This window comes from Deltaproteobacteria bacterium, from assembly GCA_035063765.1.
Classification (GTDB): Bacteria; Myxococcota_A; UBA9160; order UBA9160; family PR03; genus CAADGG01.
In genome coordinates this window covers 24,881-47,979 of the sequence record JAPSFT010000021.1, presented here as the reverse complement: position 1 = coordinate 47,979, position 23,099 = coordinate 24,881, and the positions used below count along the sequence as shown (strand labels likewise).

20 protein-coding genes are annotated in these 23,099 nt (G+C 66.6%); 17 read left to right on the top strand and 3 right to left on the bottom strand.

The genetic code is table 11. The features are described from left to right. The first annotated feature begins 17 nt into the window (after positions 1–17). From OZ948_15290 to OZ948_15270, 5 genes are all read left to right on the top strand, one after another. A complete protein-coding gene (locus OZ948_15290; protein MEB2346092.1) occupies positions 18–1,397 on the top strand; it encodes an efflux RND transporter periplasmic adaptor subunit in 1,380 nt (459 codons plus the stop codon). 5 nt (positions 1,398–1,402) lie between these two features. Further along, the gene (locus OZ948_15285) at positions 1,403–4,546 is read left to right on the top strand and encodes a CusA/CzcA family heavy metal efflux RND transporter (protein MEB2346091.1); all 3,144 of its coding nucleotides are present in this window, start codon (positions 1,403–1,405) and stop codon (positions 4,544–4,546) included. A 261-nt stretch (positions 4,547–4,807) separates the two neighbouring features. After that, positions 4,808–5,338 carry a sigma-70 family RNA polymerase sigma factor gene (locus tag OZ948_15280; protein MEB2346090.1) on the top strand — a complete coding sequence of 177 codons (531 nt, stop codon included), beginning with the start codon at positions 4,808–4,810 and terminating at the stop codon, positions 5,336–5,338. A 36-nt stretch (positions 5,339–5,374) separates the two neighbouring features. Continuing rightward, positions 5,375–6,061 (top strand): hypothetical protein, encoded by a 687-nt coding sequence (locus tag OZ948_15275; GenBank protein MEB2346089.1) that lies wholly within the window; start codon positions 5,375–5,377, stop codon positions 6,059–6,061. Between the two features lie 285 nt (positions 6,062–6,346). Beyond that, entirely contained in the window at positions 6,347–6,877 is a 531-nt protein-coding gene (locus tag OZ948_15270) for a DUF305 domain-containing protein (GenBank protein ID MEB2346088.1), read from the top strand. 80 nt (positions 6,878–6,957) lie between these two features. Here the strand turns inward: OZ948_15270 and OZ948_15265 are convergent, their stop codons facing one another. Beyond that, positions 6,958–7,710: a hypothetical protein gene (locus tag OZ948_15265; GenBank protein ID MEB2346087.1), complete on the bottom strand. Its 753-nt coding sequence runs from the start codon at positions 7,708–7,710 to the stop codon at positions 6,958–6,960. After that, the gene (locus OZ948_15260; GenBank protein MEB2346086.1) at positions 7,707–9,077 is read right to left on the bottom strand and encodes a hypothetical protein; all 1,371 of its coding nucleotides are present in this window, start codon (positions 9,075–9,077) and stop codon (positions 7,707–7,709) included. Before OZ948_15260 ends, OZ948_15265 begins: the two co-directional genes overlap by 4 nt. Before the next feature lie 401 nt (positions 9,078–9,478). Here OZ948_15260 and OZ948_15255 point away from each other — a divergent pair, with 401 nt between their 5' ends. The 12 genes from OZ948_15255 to OZ948_15200 all read left to right on the top strand — a co-directional run bounded on the left by OZ948_15255 (position 9,479) and on the right by OZ948_15200 (position 20,186). Then, a complete protein-coding gene (locus OZ948_15255; protein ID MEB2346085.1) occupies positions 9,479–10,141 on the top strand; it encodes a DUF1259 domain-containing protein in 663 nt (220 codons plus the stop codon). A gap of 8 nt (positions 10,142–10,149) precedes the next feature. Next, complete coding sequence (gene trbB, locus OZ948_15250) at positions 10,150–11,241, top strand: P-type conjugative transfer ATPase TrbB (protein ID MEB2346084.1); 1,092 nt, start codon at positions 10,150–10,152, stop codon at positions 11,239–11,241. Between the two features lie 10 nt (positions 11,242–11,251). Continuing rightward, positions 11,252–11,608: a TrbC/VirB2 family protein gene (locus OZ948_15245; protein ID MEB2346083.1), complete on the top strand. Its 357-nt coding sequence runs from the start codon at positions 11,252–11,254 to the stop codon at positions 11,606–11,608. Next, complete coding sequence (gene trbD, locus OZ948_15240; protein ID MEB2346082.1) at positions 11,608–11,961, top strand: conjugal transfer protein TrbD; 354 nt, start codon at positions 11,608–11,610, stop codon at positions 11,959–11,961. The genes OZ948_15245 and trbD overlap by 1 nt, the downstream gene beginning before the upstream one ends. Positions 11,962–11,965: 4 nt before the next feature. Next, the gene (locus tag OZ948_15235; protein MEB2346081.1) at positions 11,966–14,398 is read left to right on the top strand and encodes a DUF87 domain-containing protein; all 2,433 of its coding nucleotides are present in this window, start codon (positions 11,966–11,968) and stop codon (positions 14,396–14,398) included. Between the two features lie 88 nt (positions 14,399–14,486). Beyond that, on the top strand, positions 14,487–15,188 hold the full coding sequence (trbJ, locus tag OZ948_15230; GenBank protein MEB2346080.1) for a P-type conjugative transfer protein TrbJ: 702 nt from the start codon (positions 14,487–14,489) through the stop codon (positions 15,186–15,188). An 18-nt stretch (positions 15,189–15,206) separates the two neighbouring features. Then, the gene (gene trbL, locus OZ948_15225) at positions 15,207–16,454 is read left to right on the top strand and encodes a P-type conjugative transfer protein TrbL (GenBank protein MEB2346079.1); all 1,248 of its coding nucleotides are present in this window, start codon (positions 15,207–15,209) and stop codon (positions 16,452–16,454) included. Between the two features lie 11 nt (positions 16,455–16,465). Continuing rightward, positions 16,466–17,116, top strand: coding sequence for a conjugal transfer protein TrbF (gene trbF / locus OZ948_15220; GenBank protein ID MEB2346078.1), 651 nt, complete (start codon positions 16,466–16,468; stop codon positions 17,114–17,116). A gap of 11 nt (positions 17,117–17,127) precedes the next feature. Beyond that, entirely contained in the window at positions 17,128–18,096 is a 969-nt protein-coding gene (trbG, locus tag OZ948_15215) for a P-type conjugative transfer protein TrbG (protein ID MEB2346077.1), read from the top strand. A gap of 65 nt (positions 18,097–18,161) precedes the next feature. Beyond that, positions 18,162–19,325 (top strand): hypothetical protein, encoded by a 1,164-nt coding sequence (locus tag OZ948_15210; protein ID MEB2346076.1) that lies wholly within the window; start codon positions 18,162–18,164, stop codon positions 19,323–19,325. Between the two features lie 28 nt (positions 19,326–19,353). Next, positions 19,354–19,587 (top strand): DUF2274 domain-containing protein, encoded by a 234-nt coding sequence (locus tag OZ948_15205; GenBank protein ID MEB2346075.1) that lies wholly within the window; start codon positions 19,354–19,356, stop codon positions 19,585–19,587. A gap of 371 nt (positions 19,588–19,958) precedes the next feature. After that, the gene (locus OZ948_15200; GenBank protein MEB2346074.1) at positions 19,959–20,186 is read left to right on the top strand and encodes a hypothetical protein; all 228 of its coding nucleotides are present in this window, start codon (positions 19,959–19,961) and stop codon (positions 20,184–20,186) included. Positions 20,187–20,625: 439 nt separating this feature from the next. Here the strand turns inward: OZ948_15200 and OZ948_15195 are convergent, their stop codons facing one another. Further along, positions 20,626–22,983, bottom strand: a complete 2,358-nt coding sequence (locus OZ948_15195; protein ID MEB2346073.1) for a hypothetical protein — start codon at positions 22,981–22,983, stop codon at positions 20,626–20,628. Positions 22,984–23,099: the final 116 nt, after the last annotated feature.

Genomic DNA, 23,099 nt, shown 5'->3' with positions numbered 1-23,099 from the left:
GTCTGGGTGTCACTGCCATGGGCAAGATCACCACTCTCCTCGCCTCCGCTCTGCTGCTGTCCCTGCTGCTGGCCTGCTCCGAAGACACGCGCGCCCCGGACTCCGGGACCGTGGAGGGCCGGCCCGCCGCCGAGCAGGGCGAGCAGCGCAAGGTCCTCTACTGGAAGTCGCCCATGGACCCGACCTTCATCTCCAAGAGCCCGGGGAAGGACTCCATGGGCATGGACCTCGTGCCCGTCTACGAGGGCGAGGAGCCCGAGGGACCGCCGGGGACGGTGCGCATCGATCCGGCCACGATCCAGAACATCGGCGTTACCACAGCCGTGGTCGAGCGCAAGCATCTGAGCCGCGAGATCCGCACCGTCGGCCGCATCGGCTACGACGAGACCAAGGTCCGCCGCATCGCGCCCCGGGTCGGCGGCTGGATCGAGGAGCAGCACGTGAACTTCCCGGGGCAGGTCGTGCGCCGCGGGGAGCCGCTCCTCGCGATCTACAGCCCGGAGCTCGTGGCGACCCAGGAGGAGTATCTGGTGGCGCTCCGCTACCAGAATCGACTCCACGAGAGCACGCTGCACGACGCCGTGGCGGGAGCCGGCGACCTCGTTCGCGCGGCGGAGGCCCGGCTCCGGTACTGGGACATCACCGACCACCAGATCGAGGCGCTGCGCCAGCGCGGCGAGATCACGCGCACCATGGTCCTGCACGCGCCGTTCCGCGGCATCGTCGTGGAGCGCATGATCCCGGAGGGCGGGTTCCTCCAGCCGGGGCAGACCGTGTACGCCCTCGCGGACATCTCGACCGTCTGGGTCTACGCGAACGTCTACGAGTACGAGGCGCCATGGCTGCGCGTCGGTCAGCAGGCCACGATGACCCTGGCCTACCAGCCGGGCGTCGAGCACCGCGGCAAGGTCACCTACGTGTACCCCTACCTCGACGAGAAGACCCGGACGATCGAGGTCCGCATGGAGTTCCCGAACACCCCGGAGTTCGATCTCAAGCCCGACATGTGGGCGAACGTCATGCTTCACAGCGAGGTGGTGCGCGGGGGTCTCGCCATTCCCCTCCAGGCGGTCATTCGCACCGGGCGGCGCGACCTGGCTCTCGTTGCGCTCGAAGGAGGCCGCTTCGAGCCGCGGGAGGTGAAGCTCGGCGCGGAGGCCGGTGACGAATTCGAGGTGCTCGACGGCCTGGCCGAGGGCGAGCGCGTCGTCACCTCCGCGCAGTTCCTGATCAACTCCGAGAGCAACCTCCAGTCGGCAGTCCGCAAGATGATGACCGCGACGGAGGCCGCAGCGAAGCCGATGGAGGGCGATGGAGCGATGGAGGGCGAGGAGGCTCCTCGCCCGCACGCCGATCAGGCTCCAGGCCCGGCCCACTCCGGACACGCCCCCGAGTAGCCGCCGTGCTCGAGAAGATCATCGACGCGTCCGTCCGCAATCAGCTCCTCGTGGTCCTGTTCACGACCGCGATCATCGGGGCCGGGATCTACGCACTCCGGAACATCCCCCTGGACGCGCTGCCCGACGTGAGCGACGTCCAGGTCATCGTCTTCACCGAGTGGCCGGGTCAGCCGCCTCAAATCGTCGAAGACCAGGTCACCTATCCGATCACGACCACGATGCTCGCCGTCGCGAACGCGAAGGTCGTGCGCGGCTACTCCTTCTTCGGCCTCTCCTTCGTCTACGTGATCTTCGACGATGGCACCGACATCTACTGGGCCCGCAGCCGCGTGCTCGAGTACCTGAGCTTCGTACAGAACCAGCTCCCGCAAGGCGTCACGCCCGTTCTCGGGCCGGACGCGACGCCGGTTGGCTGGGTCTTCCAGTACGCGTTGATCGACCGATCCGGCCGCCACGACCTCTCGCAGCTCCGCAGCATCCAGGACTGGTACGTGCGCTACCAGCTCCAGACCGTTCCGGGTGTCGCCAACGTCGCGTCGGCCGGCGGCTTCGTGAAGCAGTACCAGGTGACGATCGATCCGAACCGGCTGCTGGCCTACGACCTCCCCCTCGGCACCGTCGTACAGGCGATCCGGCGTAGCAACAACGACACCGGGGGGCGCGTCGTCGAGTACGCCGAAGCCGAATACATGGTGGAGGGCAAGGGCTACATCCAGAACGTCCGCGACGTCGAGCAGATCCCGGTCGGGGTGGACGGTCACGGCACGCCGATCCTGCTCCGCGACATCGGAGACGTGAGGCTCGGTCCCGACATCCGGCGGGGAGCGATGCAGCTCGATGCAGATGGGGAGGTGGTCACCGGTACGATCGAGATGCGCTACTGGAACAACGCCCTCGCGGTGATCGATCGGGTCAAGGCGAAGATCGAGTCCTTGAAGCCCGGCCTGCCGGAAGGCGTGGAGATCGTCCCCATCTACGACCGCTCGGCGCTGATCGGCCGCGCCCAGGCGATGCTCCGCAAGAAGCTCCTCGAGGAGAGCCTGATCGTCGCCGCCGTCTGCATGATCTTCCTGCTGCACCTGCGCTCGGCCTTCGTGGCGATCTTCACGCTGCCGGTGGGGATCCTGGTCGCCATGGCGATCATGTACTGGCAGGGACTGGTGGCCAACATCATGTCGCTCGGCGGGATCGCGATCGCAATCGGTGCGATGGTGGACGGCGCCATCGTGATGATCGAGAACGCGCACAAACACCTGGAGCGGGACCGAGGGAAGAAGCCGCACTGGGACATCATCGTCGACGCGACCAAGGAGGTGGGTCCCGCGCTCTTCTACTCGCTCGCCATCATCGCCGTCTCGTTCCTCCCGGTCTTCGCCCTGACGGGCCAGTCGGGGCGCATGTTCTCGCCGCTTGCCTTCACCAAGACCTACGCCATGGCGGCCGCCGCAGCCCTCTCGATCACCGTGGTGCCGGTGCTGATGGGATACCTGGTACGCGGGCGCATCCCTCCGGAGGCGCGGAACCCGATCAATCGCGCCCTGATCTGGGCCTATCGCCCCTTGCTGCGCGGGGCCCTGCGCTGGCGCTGGGCCGTCCTGGCCGCGGCGGTGGCGCTCCTCGCGCTGACCTGGCTTCCCTATTCCCGGCTGGGATCCGAGTTCATTCCGCCGCTCAACGAGGGAGACCTGCTCTACATGCCGTCGCTGCTGCCCGGCGTCTCGATCACGGAGGCGCAGGCGGTGGCGCAGCAGGCGAACAAGCTGATCATGACCGTGCCCGAGGTGAAGCACGCCCTCGCCAAGATCGGGCGGGCACGAACGCCTCTCGATCCGGCGCCGCTCGAGATGATGGAGACCACCGTCATCCTGAAGCCGGAGGACGAGTGGCGGCCGGGAATGACGATCGAGAAGCTCACGACGGAGCTCAACGACCTCATCCGGTTCCCCGGGGTCACGAATGCCTGGACGCTTCCCATCAAGACCCGCATCGACATGCTCTCGACGGGGATCAAGACACCGGTCGGAATCAAGCTGACGGGTCCCGATCTCACGGTTCTCGAGGAGCTGGGGAAGCAGGTCGAGCCTCTGGTCCGGGGGCTTGCCGGGACGCGGAGCGTGTACGCCGAACGCGTCGCCGGAGGCTATTACATGTCGTTCGTGGTCAATCGGATGGAGGCGGCCCGCTACGGGCTCACGGTCGAGGACGTCCTTGACGTGATCCAGTCGGCGATCGGCGGCACGAACGTGACGACCACGATCGAGGGGCTCGAGCGCTATCCGCTGAACGTGCGCTACGCGCGCGAGCTGCGCCAGAGCCCGGAGGCGTTGCGCCGCGTGTTGCTGGCGACACCGACCGGAGCGCAGGTGCCGCTCGGTCAGGTGGCGGACATCTTCCCGCGTATGGGGCCGCCGTCCATCAAGACGGAGGGAGCCCAGCCCCAAGCCTGGATCTACGTGGACATCGACCCGGACCAGGACGTGGGGAGCTACGTGGAGCGCGCGAAGCAGGTGGTGGCTTCGAACGTGAAGCTCCCCGCTGGATACACGGTGCAGTGGAGCGGCCAGTACCAGTACATCCAGGAAGCGAACGAGCGGCTCAAGGTGGTCATCCCGATCACTCTGCTGATCATCCTCCTGCTCCTCTACCTGAACTTCCGGAACATGACGGAGGTTCTGATCGTGATGCTGGCGCTGCCGTTCGCGGTCGTCGGCGGAATCTGGTTCATGTGGATCCTCGGGTACAACATGAGCGTGGCGGTAGTGGTCGGCTTCATCGCGCTGGCGGGCGTGGCGGCCGAGACCGGAGTGGTGATGATCATCTACCTCGACCACGCCTTCGAGGCCAGACGCGGACGGAGCCCCCGGATGACCGGACAGGAGCTCTACGACGCCATCATGGAGGGCGCGGTCGAGCGCGTTCGCCCGAAGATGATGACCGTGAGCGCGATCATCGCCGGCCTGCTCCCGATCATGTGGAGCAACGAAACCGGCGCACGCGTCATGAAGCGGATCGCAACGCCGATGGTCGGCGGGATGGTCACGTCGACCGTGCTCACGTTGATCATCATCCCGATCGTCTACGAGATCTGGCGCGCCTGGCAGCTCCGTCGGGAGTCGGCAGCGGACGATGCATCCTCCGCATCCTAGAGGCTGGGAAAGGCGCCGGGGGCGGGGGAGCGCGGTCATCGGATCGGACGAGCCGAGGACGTGCAGTGGGGCAGTTTGCCTCATTGAAGTCCACCTTTGCCCCAGGACCCAGCCGCGCCTCCTCGACAGACCCATACACGGCGCGTCTGGAGCGGCACGCCCCGTGCAGCCCGTTCATGCTATCTGAACCTCGAGGGAGGTACGCGCATGGCGGGAGGGGAAGGCAAGCCGAGGGCGAGAGAGCTTCCGGATGAGACCCTCATGGAGCGCTACGCGGCTGGCGACGAGGCGGCCTTCGAGGAGCTCTTCCGGCGCTACGAGGGCCGGGCCTACGCCTTCTTCGTCCGGAGGACCTCGTCCGCCGAGCGCGCGAAGGATCTCTATCAGGAGCTCTTCCTTCGCATCCACCGAGGCCGTGACGCCTACGATCCGACCCGGCCGTTCACGCCGTGGTTCTTCCAGATCGCCCATCGCATCCTCATCGACGAGTTCCGCCGCGCCCACCGCTCCCATGAGGTCGCGCTCGACGGGAGCGAGCCGCGAGCCGAGCAGCCGAGGAGCGACGATCGGCTGGCGGATCGTGAACAGCTCACGGAGGCGCTCGACGTGCTCTCGCCGGTGGAGCGCTACGTCCTCGTTTCCTCGAAGGTCGAGGGCATCGGCTATCCGCAGCTCGCGGTCGAGCTCGGGAAGTCGATCGATGCCGTCAAGAAGATGGCCTCGCGCGCGATGCAGCGGGTCCGCGCTACGCCGCGTCCTGGAATGGTCCCGATCGCACTCCGCTCCCGCTAGCCTGTCGGGAATCTCATGGATTCGGTAGGGGCCCAGATGCAGAACGGAGATACGCCGGGGGAGCTACGGGAGGGCGTACGCTCCGGGATCCTCGCGACCCTCAGACAGGACGTCGAGCTGCGGGGGGGGCGGACCGCGCGGCTCCTCCTGGCCGCTGGAGTGATCGGCGTCCTCGGCGCGCTGGGCATCACCCTGATGCTGTCGGGCCACCCATTTGGCCACCACCCGTCCTGGCACGTGGTCGTGTTCACCGCGGCATGGGCGGGCCTCCTCGTGGTCAGCCTCGCGCTCGTGTTCCTGCAAGTGCGGACGGCTTCACTTCCGCTCGCCCGTTCGGCCTGCGTGGGGATCCTGGGGCTCGGCATCGCCGGCATCTGCGGGGCCGTCTGTCCCGATCAACACTTCCTCGTGTGGTGGTCGGGGACCGGGCCCGGAAGCTCGCTCTCGCAGGTCGGTGGACTCGCGCTGAGCGCGCTCTGCTTCGGGCTCGCAACGACGCTCTTCGTGGGCATGGTTGCGTCGGTTCTCGTCCTCGGAGGCCGGTCCGCTGGCAGACCGCTGCTGCCGGCGGCGATGCTGGTCGTGCTTCTGTTGCCCGGCGTGGCGCTCCAATCCTTCGACACCTCGTGGGGCGTCTTCTCGAGCTGGCTCCTCGGCACCGCGGTGGGTGCCTACGCGGGTGTCGCGAGCGGGAGTTGGCTCCGCTCGTTCCTGGCACGCTGAGCGGAGCGCAGAGCAACGGCGTCCGCCGGAGCGAGGAGCCGAGAGCATCCGCCCACAGCGGAGGCGGCGGCCGGATCAGGCACAGCCCCGTGAGCTCGACTGCGGCGGCGACCACTTCCCCTGGCAAGTGGTTCTCGGACCGGTCCTACGAGCGCGGGGCGGCTCTGGATAGGATCTCGGCACAATGGGCCCGACCGGGAAAGCGGAGGCACGGCGATTGCATGGGGGAGAGAGAAATCGACGAGCTGGAGGAAGGACATGGGAATGCCGAGTCGAGGGATGGGCATGTCCTGGGGGCGGTTTACGTCGATGATCGCGGCGTCGACCTTCCTCATGTTCTTCTTGATGTACCAGCTGATCTACAGCCTCGATCATGCCAGCTTCAGCATGAACCGGCTCGTCGCCTCATTGGTCATGGGCTGTGTCATGACGATCATCATGCTCGGCTTCATGTGGTCGATGTATAGCGGCCTCGGCACGAAGCTCGCTGTTCTTGCTGTAGCGCTGGTGCTTGGCGTCTCCCTCCTGTGGATCAACCGCAGCCAGACCCTGATTGGCGACATCGCCTTCATGAGGTCCATGATCCCGCACCATTCGATCGCCATCAACAATGCGCGGAAGGCCGCGCTCAGCGATCCACGCGTGCGCAAGCTCGCCGATGAGATCATCGCGAGCCAGGTGCGCGAGATCGCAGAGATGAAACTGTTGATCGACGAGATTCAGCGGAACGGCGAGCGTGGTGACGCCGTCCTTCCCGCGCGTTCGGCCGAACTCAGCGCGGACACGATGCGCAACATCCAGGACGCCGTGAAGTAACCACGTCGAATCCGACGGGTGCATGCTTCTCGCTGGTCTCCATCTCTAGTCCGGACAGGCCCAGGATCGGGACGCGCCGCTCAGAAGGCGTACTGGAACCCCACCGTGCTCCGGATGGCCGGGGACTCGTCGCCGAAGCCAGCGCCCACCCCGCCCGTGATCACGAGCAGCGGCGTGAGCTGGTGCCGCAGGCCCGCCTCGACCAGGTTCTCCTCGTGGTCGCGCTTCAACGTGACCTCCCGCACCACGTCGAGCAGGCCGATCGTCTGGGGTCCGAGGCGCACGGAGTAGCCGGCGACCGCCCGCCACGCCTGCGTCCGCTCGTCGCTCCTGGTCTCGTGGTTGAAGCGCCCCTCGAAGTTCAGATGCACCTGTTGGAAGAGCTCGGTGAAGGGAATGGTCTTGGTGAGGATTGCCTTGACGGCGGGGTCGAAGCCGTGGGCGTCGTTGCCGACAGGGAAGTCGAGGGCGGCCGCGAACGCGAACGAGGGCAGGAGCGTCGTCTCCTGGTTCACGTTGTAGAGGAACTCGGCACGCACCGGCTGGAAGCCGTCGGGCTCCACCTCTCCGAAGAGATACGCACCCGAGATCGAGATCTGCCCATTGCGCGGGAAGCCGAGCTCGAGACGCAGCTCGGTGAGGAAGCTGTCCTCGTCCTCGTCCGTGTGCTCGTACCGGAACAGGCTCTGGATCTCGCGCCCGAGGTAGCCGATCGGCTTTGCATCCGTGACCGCGATCGGCAGGTCCTCCTCGAGATTCGTGTGATCCCCGGCGCGCCCTGCGGCGGGCGCGAGGAGCGCGAACATCACGGCGGCCGCCGCGAGTCGGTTCATTGCAGGCCCTCCGTCACGGTGGCGTGCTGGGACCCGACCGGCGGGAGCGCCGGGTCCTCCTCCATGGGCAGGGGCGCCACGTCCGGCTGCGATTCGTGTCGTCGCCGCCAGCCGTCCAGCATGGTCGCGACCATCTTGGGCGCGACCTCTCCCGGCTTCATGGACGCCGGGTCGTGGTGCATCCCGGGCGCCACTTCGCCGAGCGCCTGCATGAGCGAGCCGGCGTGCTCCCCCGGCTGCATGCCCGGCGTCATCTTCTTGCGGAACTGGTCCATCACCTTGGTCGGCGGGACGGAGGAGCCGTCCGGGCTCATCCCGGGCCACATCTCCTCGAGCATCTCCTCCATGATCCGGCTCATCGCGCCCTTCGCCGGCTTCATCCAATCCGCGTACACGCGCGGGTCCATTTCCGGGTACGGGAGCGCGAACTTGCGCGCCAGCGCCTCGTCGCCCGGCTGGTACGACATCGCCTCGATCACCCGCTCCAGCTCGCGGCGCTTCTCCTCCATCGACCAGCCTTCGTAGGCCAGGATGTCGTAGGCGATGCCATGCAGCATGTGCAGGTTGTCGAAGATGTTGGCCGACTCGGGCGAGAAGCGCGCGTAGCGCGGCATCACCTCGCGCGCGAGCAGCATGCGCTGGGGCCGGTCGCGGAGGACCTCCTCGGTGAGCGCGTGTGTCTCGCGGACGGCCTGTTCCTGCTCCTCGTCGTTGCCCGCGATCATCACGGCCTCGTAGATGACGGGATGCCACCAGTGCGCAACGAAGAAGTAGTTGTTCGAGAGCGGGTAGCGGTTGCGGAACAGGGTGAAATAGGGCTTCCCCATCACGGCGGCTCGTCGCATGGTGACGTCCAGCGGTGCCGGGCTGCGCGGCAGTGAAGCGCGGCGCGCGAGATAGCGATCGACGGAGCGGCGCGTCCAGCGCTCCTTCTCGCTCCACGGCACGTCTTGCGACATGAGACTGTCATAGGTCTGATCGTGATGCTGGTGGGTCCAGTCGATCGCCAGATAGAGCTTCCAGATCGCCTGTCCCACATGGGGGCCGTACGGCATCATGTGCGGCCCGATGCGCGGAGGATTGCGCGTGACGTCCAGGTACTCGGCGTCGGTCCTCTCATCGACTGCCGCGTGCCGATCGAGAGGCGTCAGCTCGAGGCGATCGTGCTGGACAGCGTGCGCGATGTGGACGGCGGCCTGGAACCGGTAGGGTTCGGGATGCCGCCAGAAGAACGCTGTGTTGTATGGCCCCCGCACGAACGACGCTTCGTTGCGTTGTTGCAGCAAGGGCCCCTCCGTACCGCAGGCGATCGCGCTCGCGCTGAGCGCGAGGATGGCGGAGACGGCGGAGACGACGGAGCCGCGCAATCCGGTGAGCACTGGCCGTGGCGGTGCAAGATGCTTGCCGGCACGTCAAGCTCTCGATCCCGGCGCGCGCAAAGCGCCTGGGCCCTCACGACATTTCCGCGTGTGCAAGCGGTGCTCTTCGACTGCAGGCACTCCATGCCCTTTTTGTAGAAGGCGCCCTGGGAAGGATCTGCTCTCGCTGTTCCGTGTCGTCTCTGAGACAGCGACATCGCGGCGATCGACGTGGCTCTTGACCCGGAGGAGCTCAAGGGTCTCACGGATCGCATCGCGGTCCTGGACTAGGCAGGGTGGTTCGAGTGGAACCGCTGGCCGACCGTCGCCATGCGCCGGCCACACCGCAGAGGGGCTCGACGCAGCGGCGATCGGAGAGGTCGCGGGCGCCGAGGCTCGGACGGGTCCAGATGCGTCGTCCGATCGCGTGGCCGCGCACCGACGAGCGGGTGGTCGTCGACGGTGCGCCGCTGGATCCCGCCGCCGGACCCGGTTCCTGGGCTGCATTCTGGCCGGCGGACGGCGCGGCCGTGGTGGTGGGCGACACGGTGGCCTTCGAGGACGAGATCACGCCTGCCCTAGACGCCGCTCTCGCGTCCGGTTTGGAAATGAGGGCGCTCCACGACTACTTCGTCTTCGATCGAACGCCCGTCTATTTCCTGCACATGGGTGGCTATGGAGACGCGAACGGGCTCGCAGCCGGCGTGAACTCGGTCTGGGATGCGATCCGCGCGGTGCGCAAGGCGCGCCCGCAGCCAGGCGACCGAACCCGGGGCGAGCCCCCTGCGTGCGGAACCCCAGAGGCGGGCGCAAGCACAGGAGCCGGGCGAGCGCTGAACCGCTCGCTCTCGAGCGGCCGTATGGTGCCGTCGGCCGTCGTCGGGGCACCTCGATGCCGGTCCTCGCATGCGCTCGCAAGGAGGGAGCAAGCCCGACATAGGGGACCGGGACGGAGCGTGCGGGAGGCGGCGAGACACGAGCACGCGCACACTGCTGTCCTGGTGGTGATTGGCTTCGACGACGCAGCCAACGGGGAGAGGAAAAAGGCGACCGGGCGATCGAGTGAAGCCTGAACGCTTCGGTGACCAACTCGCTGGAACTTGCACGATTCCACCAAGTTGAGAGGGACGGCAGCCGAGACCATCGCAGCCTTGAGTATGCGGCACGCCCCTTGCTCAGCGCCTTCCTCGCGATGAGCCCCTCCGCGATCGACCTCCGCGATCAGCGAGACCGCCGCCTGCGCGACAAGCTTCGTCGCGAACTTGGCGGTGACGTCCTATCTGCGCTCTCCGACGCATCCGTCGTCGAAGTGATGCTGAACGCCGATGGTGAGCTGTGGGTCGAGCGGCTCGGCTCGGGGGTAGCTCCGCTCGGCGGGACGATGAGCCGGTCCCAGGCCGAGAACCTCCTGGGCACGGTGGCGGCGCTCGCGGAGACCGAGATCAATGAGGGTCGGCCGCTGCTCGAGGTGGAGCTGCCGTTCGATGGCAGCCGCTTCCACGGAGTCGTCTCTCCAGTTTCGAGCGCACCCGTGTTCGCGATCCGCAAGAGAGCGGTGCGGGTCCACACGCTCGACGACTACGTCGATGGCGGAATCCTCGCTCCTGGCGGACGCGATGCCCTTCGGGCCGCGCTTGGCCGCCGCGAGAACATCGTCATCTGTGGAGGCACCGGCTCCGGGAAGACGACGCTCGCCAACGCGCTGCTGCGAGAGGCTGTGGAGCTGGCGGGTCCGTGCGAGCGCTTCGTGATCCTCGAGGACACGGTCGAGCTGCAGTGCACGGCGGCGAATCACATCCAGCTGCGCACCACCGACGAGATCGATCTCACGCGACTGGTTCGGGCGACGATGCGGTTGCGCCCGGATCGGATCGTGATCGGTGAGATACGGGGGAGGGAGGCTCTTGCGCTCTTGAAGGCGTGGAACACCGGCCATCCAGGGGGGGTGACGACCGTCCATGCCAACAGCGCCGGGGCAGCCCTCTCCCGTATCGACCAGTTGATCCAGGAAGCCGGCGTTCCGTCGCAGCCGCAGCTGATCGCCGAGTCCGTGGATCTGATCGTGTCCATCGCCCGCTGCAATGGCGGGCGGCGGGTGGAGGAACTCCTCCAGGTGGAGGGGTACGAGCAGGGTCGGGGATACCAGCTGTCCCGCATCGAGGTGGGATGCTGAGGAGAGAGGCGTGAACGCAGGAATCGCGCTCGGGTCGGGGTCGAGCAAGCGTTGGAATAGCGTTCTCATCAAGTCAGTCGTGCTGGGAGCCATGCTCGCGCTCACGATACCCGACACGGCATTCGCGACGACCTCCGGGCCGTCGATGCCCTGGGACGCCCCCCTGCAGACGCTTCTCGACAACCTCCAGGGCACCGTCGCGCGGATTCTGGTGACGGTCGCGGTCGTGATTACCGGGTTGTTGTTCGCATTCGGCGAGTCGGGAGGCGCCTTCCGGCGCGTCTTCGGAATCGCCTTCGGCGCCGCGATCGCGCTCGGCGCTCTCACGGTGCTCACGAGCCTCGGGTTCGTGGGAGCGACCTTCTGATGGAAGGGCGCACCCAGCACAGCGCCGCCCTCGAGCGCCCGAGAACTGTTCCCGTCCACCGCGCCCTCACTCGCCCGCTGCTGCTGGCTGGCGCCGATCGCGAGCTCGCTCTGGCGAACGGGGTCGTCGTCGCCGCGCTCCTCTTCGGGATCGGCCTCTCCTGGTACACGGCGTCGGTCTCCGCCGCGCTCCTGGTGATCGGCCATTGGGGCCTGGTGCTGCTCGCGAAGCACGATCCCGAGCTCCGACGCGTCTATGTCCGCCACGTCGGTCTGGCGGCGTACTACCCGGCGACGCCGCGCGAGCTTCGGAGGGCGCCGCTCGTGCATCCCTCCGTGACGGTCTCGGAGTAGGGCGGTGCTCCGCGAGTACCGCGCGAGCGCACTCGGCCTGCCCGATCTCCTGAACTTCGCGGCCCTGGTCGAGGAGGGCGTGGTCCTGAACAAGGACGGCGCTCTGCTCGCGGGCTGGTGGTACGCCGGCCCGGACATGGAGGCCGCGAGCCACGAGGAGTTGGCGATCCTCTCCTCGCACGTGAACGCGGCCCTGGTCCGGCTGGGCAACGGCTGGATGCTCCAGGCCGACGCAGTGCGCAGGCCTGCCGGCGGCTATGCGCCGCCGGGCGCCTTCCCCGACCCGACGACGGTCCTGATCGATGAAGAGCGCCGGCGGCAGTACGTCGGGGGCCGGAGCACCTACGAGAGCGTGTACGCGCTCACGGTCACCTTCCTGCCGCCGCGCGATGTCCAGGCACGCCTCGGCGGTTGGTTCGTCGAGGGCGAGACGCAGGATCGCGCCGGCTACGAAGCGGTCCTGCGCTTCTTCCAGCGGCACATCGTGGAGCTCGAGGACGCGTTGAGCGATCGGCTCTCCGTGAGCCGCATGGGCTCCGAAGATCTTCTCAGCTTCCTCCACCTTTGCGTTACGGGCATCTCGCAGCCGGTAAGCGTTGGGGCGGCGCCCATGTACCTGGATGCGCTGATCGGCAGCCAAGCCCTGGTCGGCGGCTTCCGACCGCGAGTCGGCCGCCACCACATCCGGCCGATCGCTGTCGTCGGTTTCCCCGCTGAAAGCTTCCCCGGAACGTTGGACTTCCTGAACCGCCTCGCGGTCGACTACCGCTGGTCAAACCGCCTTATCCCCCTCGATCCCAACACTGCCGAGGCGCGTCTCAAGCTGTTGCGGCGCAACTGGTTCCAGAAGCGGCAAGGGCTCTCTGGCCTGATCAAGCAGGCGCTAAACATGGGTGAGGCGACCTTCGGCAACCGCGACGCCGTGGCGATGGCCGAGGACGCCGATGATGCGGTCGAGGAAGCGGCGTCGGGCACCGTCCGCTTCGGCTACTACACGAGCGTCATCCTGCTCCTCGATGAGGACCCCGAGGCGCTCGAAGCCGCCTCGCGCCAGGTCTGCCGGAGCCTTCAACACCACGGCTTCGCTGCTCGCGTCGAAGACGTGAATGCGCTCGAGGCCTATCTCGGCTCGATCCCGGGCCACGGCTATCGAAACGTCCGCCGCCCGCTGGTCCACACGCTCAACTTCGCGGACCTGATCCCGACGACGAGCGTCTGGCCGGGGCTCGAAGAGAATCCGTGCCCGTACTACCCGCCGGGCAGCCCCGCGGTCCTCTACGCGAACACCTCCGGCTCGACGCCGTTCCGCCTCAACCTCCACGTCGCGGACGTCGGCCACACGTTGGTGCTCGGCCCGACCGGTTCGGGCAAGTCGACGCTGATCGGCCTCATCATGGCCCAGTTCTTCCGGTACCCCGGCGCCCAGGTCTTCGCCTTCGACAAGGGCTACAGCAGCTTCGTCCTGACCGAGGCCGCTGGCGGCGACCACTACGACATCGCGAGCAGCGACGCGGACGAGCTTTCCTTCTGCCCGCTCGCTGCGGTCGACCGGCCTGAGGAACGACTCTGGGCCGAGGGCTGGATCGAGATACTGCTCGGACTCCAGGGCGTGACGGTGACGCCTGCCCATCGGCAGGCGGTCCACGTGGCGCTCGAGCGACTCGGCGCGAGCGAGAGCCGCACGCTCACGGATTTCCTCAACACCGTGCAGGACCGGGAGATCCGCGACGGCCTGCGCCACTACACGCTTCAGGGCGCGATGGGGCGGCTCCTCGACGCGGAAGAGGACGGCCTGCGCGAGGGCAGCTTCCAGGTCTTCGAGATGGAGCAAGTGATGAACAAGGGCGACGTCAACGCCGCCCCCGTCCTCACGTACCTGTTCCACCGGATCGAGCAGCGCCTCACGGGCCGGCCCACGCTGATCGTGATCGAGGAAGCATGGCTCATGCTGACCCACGGCCTCTTCGCAGAAAAGCTCGAGGAGTGGCTGCGGGTCTTGCGCAAGGCGAACGCCGCCGTCGTCTTCGTGACCCAGAGCCTGGCGGAGGTCTATCGCTCGCCGCGCCGCGACCTCCTTCTGGAGTCGTGCCCGACACGGCTCTTCCTTCCCAATCCAGCGGCGCGCACCGACCAGACCGGCGAGCTGTACCAGCGAATCGGTCTCAGCCGGCGCGAGATCGAGATCCTCGCCGGGGCGATTCCCAAGCGCCACTACTACTACGCATCGCCGCTCGGGCGCCGGCTCATCGACCTCGGCCTCGGTCCCGTAGCGCTGAGCTTCGTCGGAGCCTCGGGCCGCGAAGAGCTGCAGCACGCGCGGGCCCTCATCGCATCGCACGGCAGCGACTGGCCCGCCGAGTGGCTGGCGAGCCGCGGCCTGCCGGAAGGGGCCGCGCAATGGCGGGCCCACAAGGAGAAGAGAGATGTCTCGGAGTAGGGGAATTCGGGTATGCCACGCCGTCGTCGCTATCGGCCTGGTCGGAACCGCGCTCTTCCCTCCGCGCACGGCGCGCAGCCTCGACATCGTGTTCGACCCGCGGAACATGGTCCACAACATCATCACGGCCGTGCAGCAGACGCTGAGCGTCGCGCAGGAAGTCCAGATGGTGGCCAACCAGGGCACCCAGATCGCGCAGCAGGTCCAGCAGCTGCAGCACGAGCTCGAGATGCTCCAGAACATGGCCGTGAACACGCTGGCGGCGCCGACGGTTGCCTGGGGCGAGACGCAGGCGGCTCTCGACGCGCTCGGCCAGGCGGTGCAGGTCGGTCTCTCGATCCCGTACACGCTCTCGAACGTGGCGGACGTCTTCGAGGGCCGCTTCCCAGGCTACGTCGCTTCGACGGACTGGCCGACCGCCTACGACTCGTGGTCCACGAGCGCCCTCGACACGCTTCGCGGCACGCTCGCTTCTGCCGGTCGCAACGTGGCCGACGCCCCGAGCGTGCAGGCCGCTCTCGACGCGCTGCGAAGCGCCAACGACAGCACCCAGGGCCGGCTCGAGGCGCTCCAGATCGGCAACCAGATCGCGAGTCTCCAGGTCGGAGAGATGACCAAGCTCCGCCAGCTCTTCGCCGCGCAGATCAATGCTCAGAACGCGTACCTCGGAGCCCAGGAGGCGAAGGCCGCGGGTTCCGCTGCAGCGTTCGACGCGTGGGTCGGGAATGCGCCGCAGGCGATCCCCGTGTCGCGAGCGAGCGAGGGCCTCGGCACGGTCCCGCGGCCGTAGCGCAGGGCGAGCCGGCCGATGACCACGATCCTCACCGACCTCGTCAATGCCTTCCAGGCTGCCACGGCCGGCTGGTTCGGCGCGCTCTTCCCGATCGCGCGGAACCTGTTCTTCACGTTGGCGGCGATCGAGATCGTCTGGGCGGCTTCGTGGTGGGTGGTCGAGCGCGATGATCCGACGCAGATCCTGGTCCAGCTCCTCAAGCGGATCATCGCGATCGGCTTCTTTCTCGCCGTCCTGATCTTCGCCGATGTCTGGGTGCCCGCGATCATCGACGGCTTCGCGACCGCGGGTCGCACGGCCGGCGGGCTTCCGGAGCTCAACCCGAGCACCGTGATCGACCAGGGCATCGCGGTCGCCTCGACGCTGATCGCCAGCATCAGCGTCGCCGGCTGGTTCACGTCGCCGGGTGGCAACCTCGTCGCGGCGATCGCATCGCTCCTGACGTTCCTGGCTTTCGTGATCATCGCCGGCCAGCTCGCCCTCTCCCTGATCGAGATGTACATCGTGATCGGCGGCGGCGTGCTGCTCCTGGGCTTCGCGGGCTCCCGTTGGACGATGCCATTCGCCGAGCGGTACCTCAGCTACGCCGTCGCGATCGGGATCAAGCTCTTCGTCCTCTACCTGATCATCGGGGTGGGCACCGCGCTGGCGGCCTCGTGGGCGCCGACGCTCGCCAACGCCGGCACCTCGCCCTCCGATCTCTTCGCGATCCTCGGCGCTTCGCTCGTCTACATGATCGTTTCCTGGCAGATCCCGTCCTTCGCCTCCTCGCTGATCGCTGGCTCGGTGAACCTCACCCTCGGGAGCGCCCTCTACACGGGCGGCTCCATGGCCGCGATGGCCCTCGGTGTGAAGGGCATCGCGGTGCGGGCCGCCGCGGCGGGCGTGCGCGGCTCCACGGCGGTCCTCGAGGCCGGCCGCTACGCGCGCGCTGCGCGCGCCGCCGGAAGTGCGGGGATGATCGGATCCGTCGCCGGCGGCTTCACCGCGCTCGCCACCGAAGCGGTAGCTGCTCGCGCCCGGCGCGTTGCCGGCATTCCGGCGGCGCGCACGACAGAGAGCTTGCGCCAGCGGCGGATCGCTCGCTTCGGAGATTCGCGGCGCCAGGTCGGTGGCGGCGGTCCGCCGGACGCCGGCGTGGTCTCTCGCGCGCCGATCGCGCGTGCGCGCGTCCCCTCGCGCGCCGAGCGCTCCCGCGAGACCGCTCCCATGGCAACGACGACCACGCAGCCCCCGAGCGACGACGACCGCGACACTCGATGAGGTGAACGATCATGAAGGCACCCGAGAATCCCTACCTGGCCGCCCGCCTCGAATGGAACGAGCGCTACCACGGCTTCATTCGCGCCAAGCGCAACTGGCAGGTCATCGCGCTCGTAGCACTGGTCGTGAACGCCATGCTCGGCCTGGGCATCCTCTGGCAGGCCTCGCAGAGCCGCGTCACGCCCTACGTCATCGAGGTGGACGAGCTCGCACAGACGCTCGTGATCGGTCCGGCCGATAAGGCCCGGAGCACCGATCCGCGCCTCGTCCGCTACCAGGTCGCCGAGTTCATCCGCAAGGTGCGCTCGATCGTCGCCGACGGCGCCGCCGAGAAGCAGATCCTCGACTCGGCCTACGCCCACGCGGCGGGCGCGGCCATGCAGTTCCTGAACGACCACTTCCAGGAACACAACCCGTTTGTTCGCATGCAGGAGCGGACGGTCAGCGTCGACGTGACGAGCGTCCTGCCGCTCCCCGCCAGCGAGTCATGGCAGATCCAGTGGACCGAGACGCACCGCGGACTCGACGGTGCCGTCCTCGTCCGCGAGCGCTGGCAAGCGCTCCTCGCCGTCGAGGTCCGGCCGAGCAACACGCCGGAGCAGATCGAGCAGAACCCCCTCGGACTCTACGTGACCAATATCCAGTGGACCAAGCAACTGTGAGGAGGGGATCGATGGACCGCTCGCATTGGACGCAGCTCGTGATCGCCGGTGGGATGGCGGTGGCGGCCGGGTGCGCAACGACTCCGGAGCTCGGGCCCGAGGACTTCGCCGAGGCCAACCGAGTGACGGAAGAGATCGCGGTGCCCGAGCCCGGCGCGCTTCCGGCCGACAAGACGGCTCTGCTCGGCGAAGACGACGCGGAGCTGGCCGAGGCAGTTCGCCAGTTCCAGCAGACGGGAAAGGCCCCGATCGTGCGCAAGCCCGGCTTCGTGGTCTTCCCGTACGGCGAGCGCCAACCGATCCTCTATTGCAAACCGCTTCGCGTCTGCGACATCCAGCTCGAGGCAGGGGAGGGCGTCCTCAACATCGCGCTCGGTGACTCGGAGCGCTGGATCGCCTCCAAGATGGAGAGCGGGCCCGAGGACGCTCGGCAGGCCCACGTCGTCGTGAAGCCCACCGAGTTTGAACTCAGCACCAACCTCGTCATCACGACGGACCGCCGTGTCTACCACCTCGGGCTCATCAGCTCGCAGGAGGAGACGGGCGGCTACTTCCGGAGCGTCCGCTTCTACTACCCGCAGGACACCGTCCAGCGCTGGACCGACGCGGCTGCGGCTGCCCGCGAGGGCGCGCGCAAAGAGCGGGAGCGCGAGGTCGCGCGGCTCCCGCTCGTGAGCCCCGAGGGCCTGAACTTCGGCTACCGCATCGCGGGCGATCGCGTGCCGTGGCGCCCGATCCAGGCCTTCGACGACGGCACCCGCGTCTTCATCCAGATGCCGGGCGCCATGAGCGCGACCGAGGCACCGGCGCTCTTCGTCCAGGCCGGTGGCGGCAAGGATCGGGCCCTTGTCAACTACCGGCTGCGCGGCCGCTACTTCGTCGTCGACAAGCTCTTCTCGGAGGCCGTCCTCGTGCTCGGCGTCGGGGGAAAGCAGCAGCGCGTCACCGTGAGCCGCCTCTCCCGCCAGAGCCGCAAATGAGCGACCAACCGACGCTTCCGGATCCCGACGGCGAACCGGTCGAGCTCGAGCCCAAGCCTCGAGTCGTGCGCCTCAACCGCCGTGCGATCTTCGTCGCCGGCGGCCTCGCGACGGCCGTCATCCTCGCATCGGTCTTCACTCTCTCGGACCGCAGCAGGCGAGTCGCCGAGCGGAGGGAGTCGACCGGTGCCAGCGCGGCCGCGGATCGCTTCTGGGAGAACCAGCCGGACGGCGTTCCGCGTCTCCCCATGTCGCCGGCGCTTCCCGAGCCCGCGCCCGTCGCCGCGGAGACCCCCGAGGTCCCTGTGCTCGACGCGGCCGGCTCGCCGCAGCTCCTCGAGCCGGCTTCCGACGCTGCCGACCAGACGCTTCGCCGCGCGTTGGCATCGCGCCCCGTCGTCTACGAGGGTCGCGTCGAACCCCGCGCGGCGCCGACTCGCGCCGAACGGCCCGGTGCCCCGCCTTCGGCCGATCCCGCGAACGTATTCCAGGCTGCCAGGGACATCGTCGAGGGGCAACGCGAGGAAGACCCCACGGTCTCGCAGAACCTCCAGCGCGAGAAGGCCGAGTTCCTGCGCAATGCGAAGCTCGGCGCGCAGGACGAGGTCCTCGAGCACCTCGTCCGGCCGTCCATCACGCCCTACGAGGTGAAGGCCGGCTCGCTAGTGCCCGCCGTCCTGATCACCCAGGCCAACTCCGACCTCCCAGGCCAGCTCATCGCCCAGGTACGCGAGAACGTCTTCGACACGGCCACGGGCGCCCACCTCCTGATTCCGCAGGGCACCCGCGCGATCGGCGTCTACGACAGCGTCGTCGCCTTCGGCCAGGAGCGCGTCCTCGTCGCCTGGCAGCGGCTCATCTTCCCCAACGGCTCCAGCCTCAACCTCGAATCCATGCCCGGGACCGATGTCGCCGGCGCCGCCGGCTTCCACGATCGCGTCCAGCGCGACTACCTCCGCATCTTCGGTAGCGCCGTCCTGCTGAGCGCCATCAGCGCCGGCCTCCAGATCTCACAGGGCACGTTCTCGGCGGGCAACCAGGCAACCGACACGCACGATCTGCGGGAAATCCTCGCCGCCGCGCTCGGTCAGAACCTCGGCGACCTCGGCATCGAGATGGCACGCCGCAACCTGAACGTCCAACCGACGCTCGAGATCCGCTCCGGCTACCGCTTCAACATCGCCGTGATGAAAGACCTGGTCCTGCCCGGTCCGTACCCGGCGCATTGATTCCACCGACGAGCACGAGGAAGCACCCATGAAGCTGCAGCGCCGGCGGCCCGACGAGCCGCCCATCGAGATCCGCGTCACCGTGCCGGCAGAGACCGTCTCGCAGCTCAAGGCCTACTGCCGCTACTACGAGGTGACCTATGGCGAGCCCATCGACGTGTCCGCGGTCACCATCGCCATCCTCCAGCACTTCCTCGAGGTCGATCGCGACTTCCGTAGCTGGCGCCGCCAGCAGCCGCCGCCTGACGCTCGTGGCAAGTGATCGCCTGTGGGCTGGAAGCGCTCCCGCACGGTCCTGGGCGCACGCTGTGCTCACCCCGACTGACTCCGCCGCTCCATGCCCCCGCGCAGCGCGTCGTGCAACACTATGGTCGACTGCCGTGTGATCTCCTTCGGTGTCATTCGCCGTCGGCCTGGCTCCACTCGGCCCTTCGGACAAGTTGGCGCGCCCTCACTCCGAGGACTCTGCTCGTTCACGCCCCTTGCCTCGCACCACGGCGCGGCTCACCCCCCAATCGCCGCGCCTCTCGCTCCACTGGCGCCCTCCGGCTCCCGGCCCCGTCTGGCCAGGTCTCCGGGGTGGGCGAGAGACCTGGCCCAAAGGGGCCTCAAACCCAACGAAGGAGACACATCATGGCAGTCAACACCCAGGCACTCTTCGGCGTCGTGCAGCGCGAGGGCATGGAGAAGGGCTTCTGGACCCGCATCGGCACCGCCTTCCAGAACCAGGACGGCAGCTGGAATCTGCGCTTCGACTATCTCCCCACGGACCGGGCCGTGACGATCCAGATGCGGCCGGTCAGGAGCGCAGACGAAGCCGGGGAGGGCGTGCGCAGCACGCCGGGGACCTCGACCAGCTGACAGCGCCGGCGGAGCTGCGGAGTCGCGGCTCCGCCGGTCGAGCTCCCACCATGTTGCCGCAAGCGACTGGCGCCCGTGTTTAGTTCCAGTAGAAAAGTCCAACTTCCGCTCGATTTCGCTCGAGTTCAGCAGATGAACAAATCGCTCGGCGAACGCCACCTCCAGGCAAACTGCGGGCTCAGCGCGCGTACGGCGCAGCGCCCCTTCGTCTAGCTTTCAGCAGTTGAGCTGTCGGTAGAAGGGCACTTGCACAAGTGGGGCGGTGAAGTCGTTGTCATCCAGGTCGGGTAGCAGCTCGAAATGGCGCTCTCATTTGGCTCGTAGCCCCGCAGCACGCCGCAAAGTCGCTCTGGGTGGCGAGGTGCTCGAGACGTCTTCCCGCCGAGAACACAGACCGATCTCCCGAGTCTACGATCCGCGCCCGCTGGCGACTAGTGAACTACATCCGGCACTCCAAGGCGCGGCGGAAAGCCGGATGGATAACGAAGAAGCCTGCCTCGCGTGTTAGTGGTGCCAGTAGCTTCTTCATGTCGTATCTGACATCGAAAGCGTAACGAGAATCCTCCATGCGGCCGCGCGCTACGCCCAAAAAACCAAACCATACCAGCAGCTCAATCGCTCGATCGACGTCTGCCTCTCCGCAGAGCGGACGGATCCGCTCCTGAACTTGGCGCTGCGAGATCCGTACCTCGCTATCGAGAAACGCGTACACCCAATCAGTAGATCCGGCCTGAACGTCTCGAAGCTCGAACGTCACTGACTGGAGCATGTCGTTCGAATAGCTCTCTTCTGCGTGGCGGATGTCCTCAGCGGTCACCTTCTCGTGGCCTCGGTTCGTGGCAACCTCGATGGCCCTGCGTATAAACATGAGAAGATCTCTAGGCCTCATTAGGGTGCGGTCGACCATGTAGTGAAACGACTGCTGTGCTCCGATTGTCGATTCAAAAAGCGCTCCCCAGATCGCATCAAACGTTCCGTCGAGGCCGGTCGTTGCAATGATCCGTCTTCGCACCATTTCCTTAAGGACCTCGCGATCATCCCAATCAAGAACGATCGCGGTCTCCTTGCCTCGATCTGGAGTCTGGTCCACTAGATGCTCGTAAACGTCGTTCCGGAGGAAGACCATGGCGCGAAAATCCACGCCCTTGCGGTCCAACTGACGCTGCAGCTTTCTCGTAGCCTCTAGGAGTGTGCGAACGATGAGAATATCAATCGCCGTGACACCTAGCGTCGGCCAGCCTTTGTCGAGGTTGTCGACAAGCATCCAGGTTTCTTCCTTCAGCGAGAGGAAGTCTCCTACTGCATCAGTTAGTTCGCGGAGATCGACACGAAAGAGATGTTCGGTGATCTCGCCGACTTCAACGGAGTCACGAGTTGAGAAGACCGCGATTACTCGATTTATTTGGTGCAGTAGCCTTTGAGAGAAATCACCTTCTTCCGCCATTCCGAACTGTTCATGAAGCAACGCGACCCGCTCATAAGGTCGCCGTCTTGCCTCATCTCGGTGCGCCCAGCTGATTTCATCCTCGGTAATCTTCCGTGCGAGCTCAGCCAAAAGGATCGAGTTCCAAAATGCCGTCAGCAAATACTCGCGCACACCGGGAGTAAGTTGCTCGAGAACCGATTCGCGGAGACGGCTCAACTGATGCCCCTCCGGCTTTAAGGCGAGAACTACGTGGGACGTCCGCGATTCGAAGGCGGCATTCAGAGCGTAGAAGATTGCCGTCTTGCCGGATCCCTTGCGGCCGACGACAAGACGAGCGTGGCCTCGCTTGGCCTCCTCGTATTGGCCCGTTGGAACGAAATACGATTGTAGAGGCCGAACCTCATTCTCGGCCGCCACGTCGCCAATGTCGAGCTTCTGCAATAGCCCTCGAGGCGACTCAACGGTGGTCAGTGACCGGTCAAAAAATCGCTGCATTACCTGGCGCAGCGGCTTCTCAATGAGGCGCTCGATCTGATCTGGCCGCGAATACCAAGAAACAACGTCACGGTAGTCGATCGGCTGTACCCGCTCGCCCTCTTGAAGAAGGACAACTGTCTTACCTTGGCTCATCGCAAGCCCAGCAACTAGCGCACAGCGAGCGTTGTGGACGGTCGCGCCTTCGCGTGCAGCATCCAGGAGGTGGGCAATCACGCCCACCGACGTGGCAACTTGCTTTCTAGCCTCGTGAAGTGAAAGTCGCGGCGTCTCGTCGGCATCGAACGTTCGGAACTCCAGAAACGACCGACGCAGAATAGACGCAAGCACGACTTCCCCCTCGGTTTCGTGCCGGCTTCGCAGTACGTAGAGAGCAGAATCCGGGCTGGATGACACCAGTGGTGGCAAAGGTTCGGGTCGAAGTTCGCCGATCTTTTGGACCAGATCCTCAGCATTCCGGAAATCTGTGTAGCCGAGGGTGTCGAGTAAGCCGAGATCGTTGAATGCATCCTTATCACGAAGGTAAGATGCATCGCGAATGGGAATCACTGGAAGGCCAAGGCCGATGCCGAACCCTATTTCGAACAGTAGGTTGAAGTTGAGCGTGGTAACGTCAGCAGCGACGAAATCTGCGAAACGCATTCTCTTGCAGATCGCGCAGAAGATCACTTGGCCGGCGATCGCGAACTTCCTCCAAGTGAGCCAGTTGCCTCCGCGCGACAGCTCTAGATCCTCCGCTGCGCTTTCAATCGCAGCAGCGATCTGTTGGGGCTCTGACGGATAAAGAAATATGCCGACGGAGGGCTTGATCCCCTCGAAGGCCTGGTCGCAAGCGCCGCCAGCGTACTGGCAGTACTTCGGAGGCGTGCGGATCATTGGGTTCCCCCATATCGATTTCCTTGCGAGGCGACAATAGCGATTGGCTGCCCCTCCGAGCCGGTAGGTATCCCGCAGCGACGCATCTCGCTTGTTTCATTGTGGTCGCATCTCGA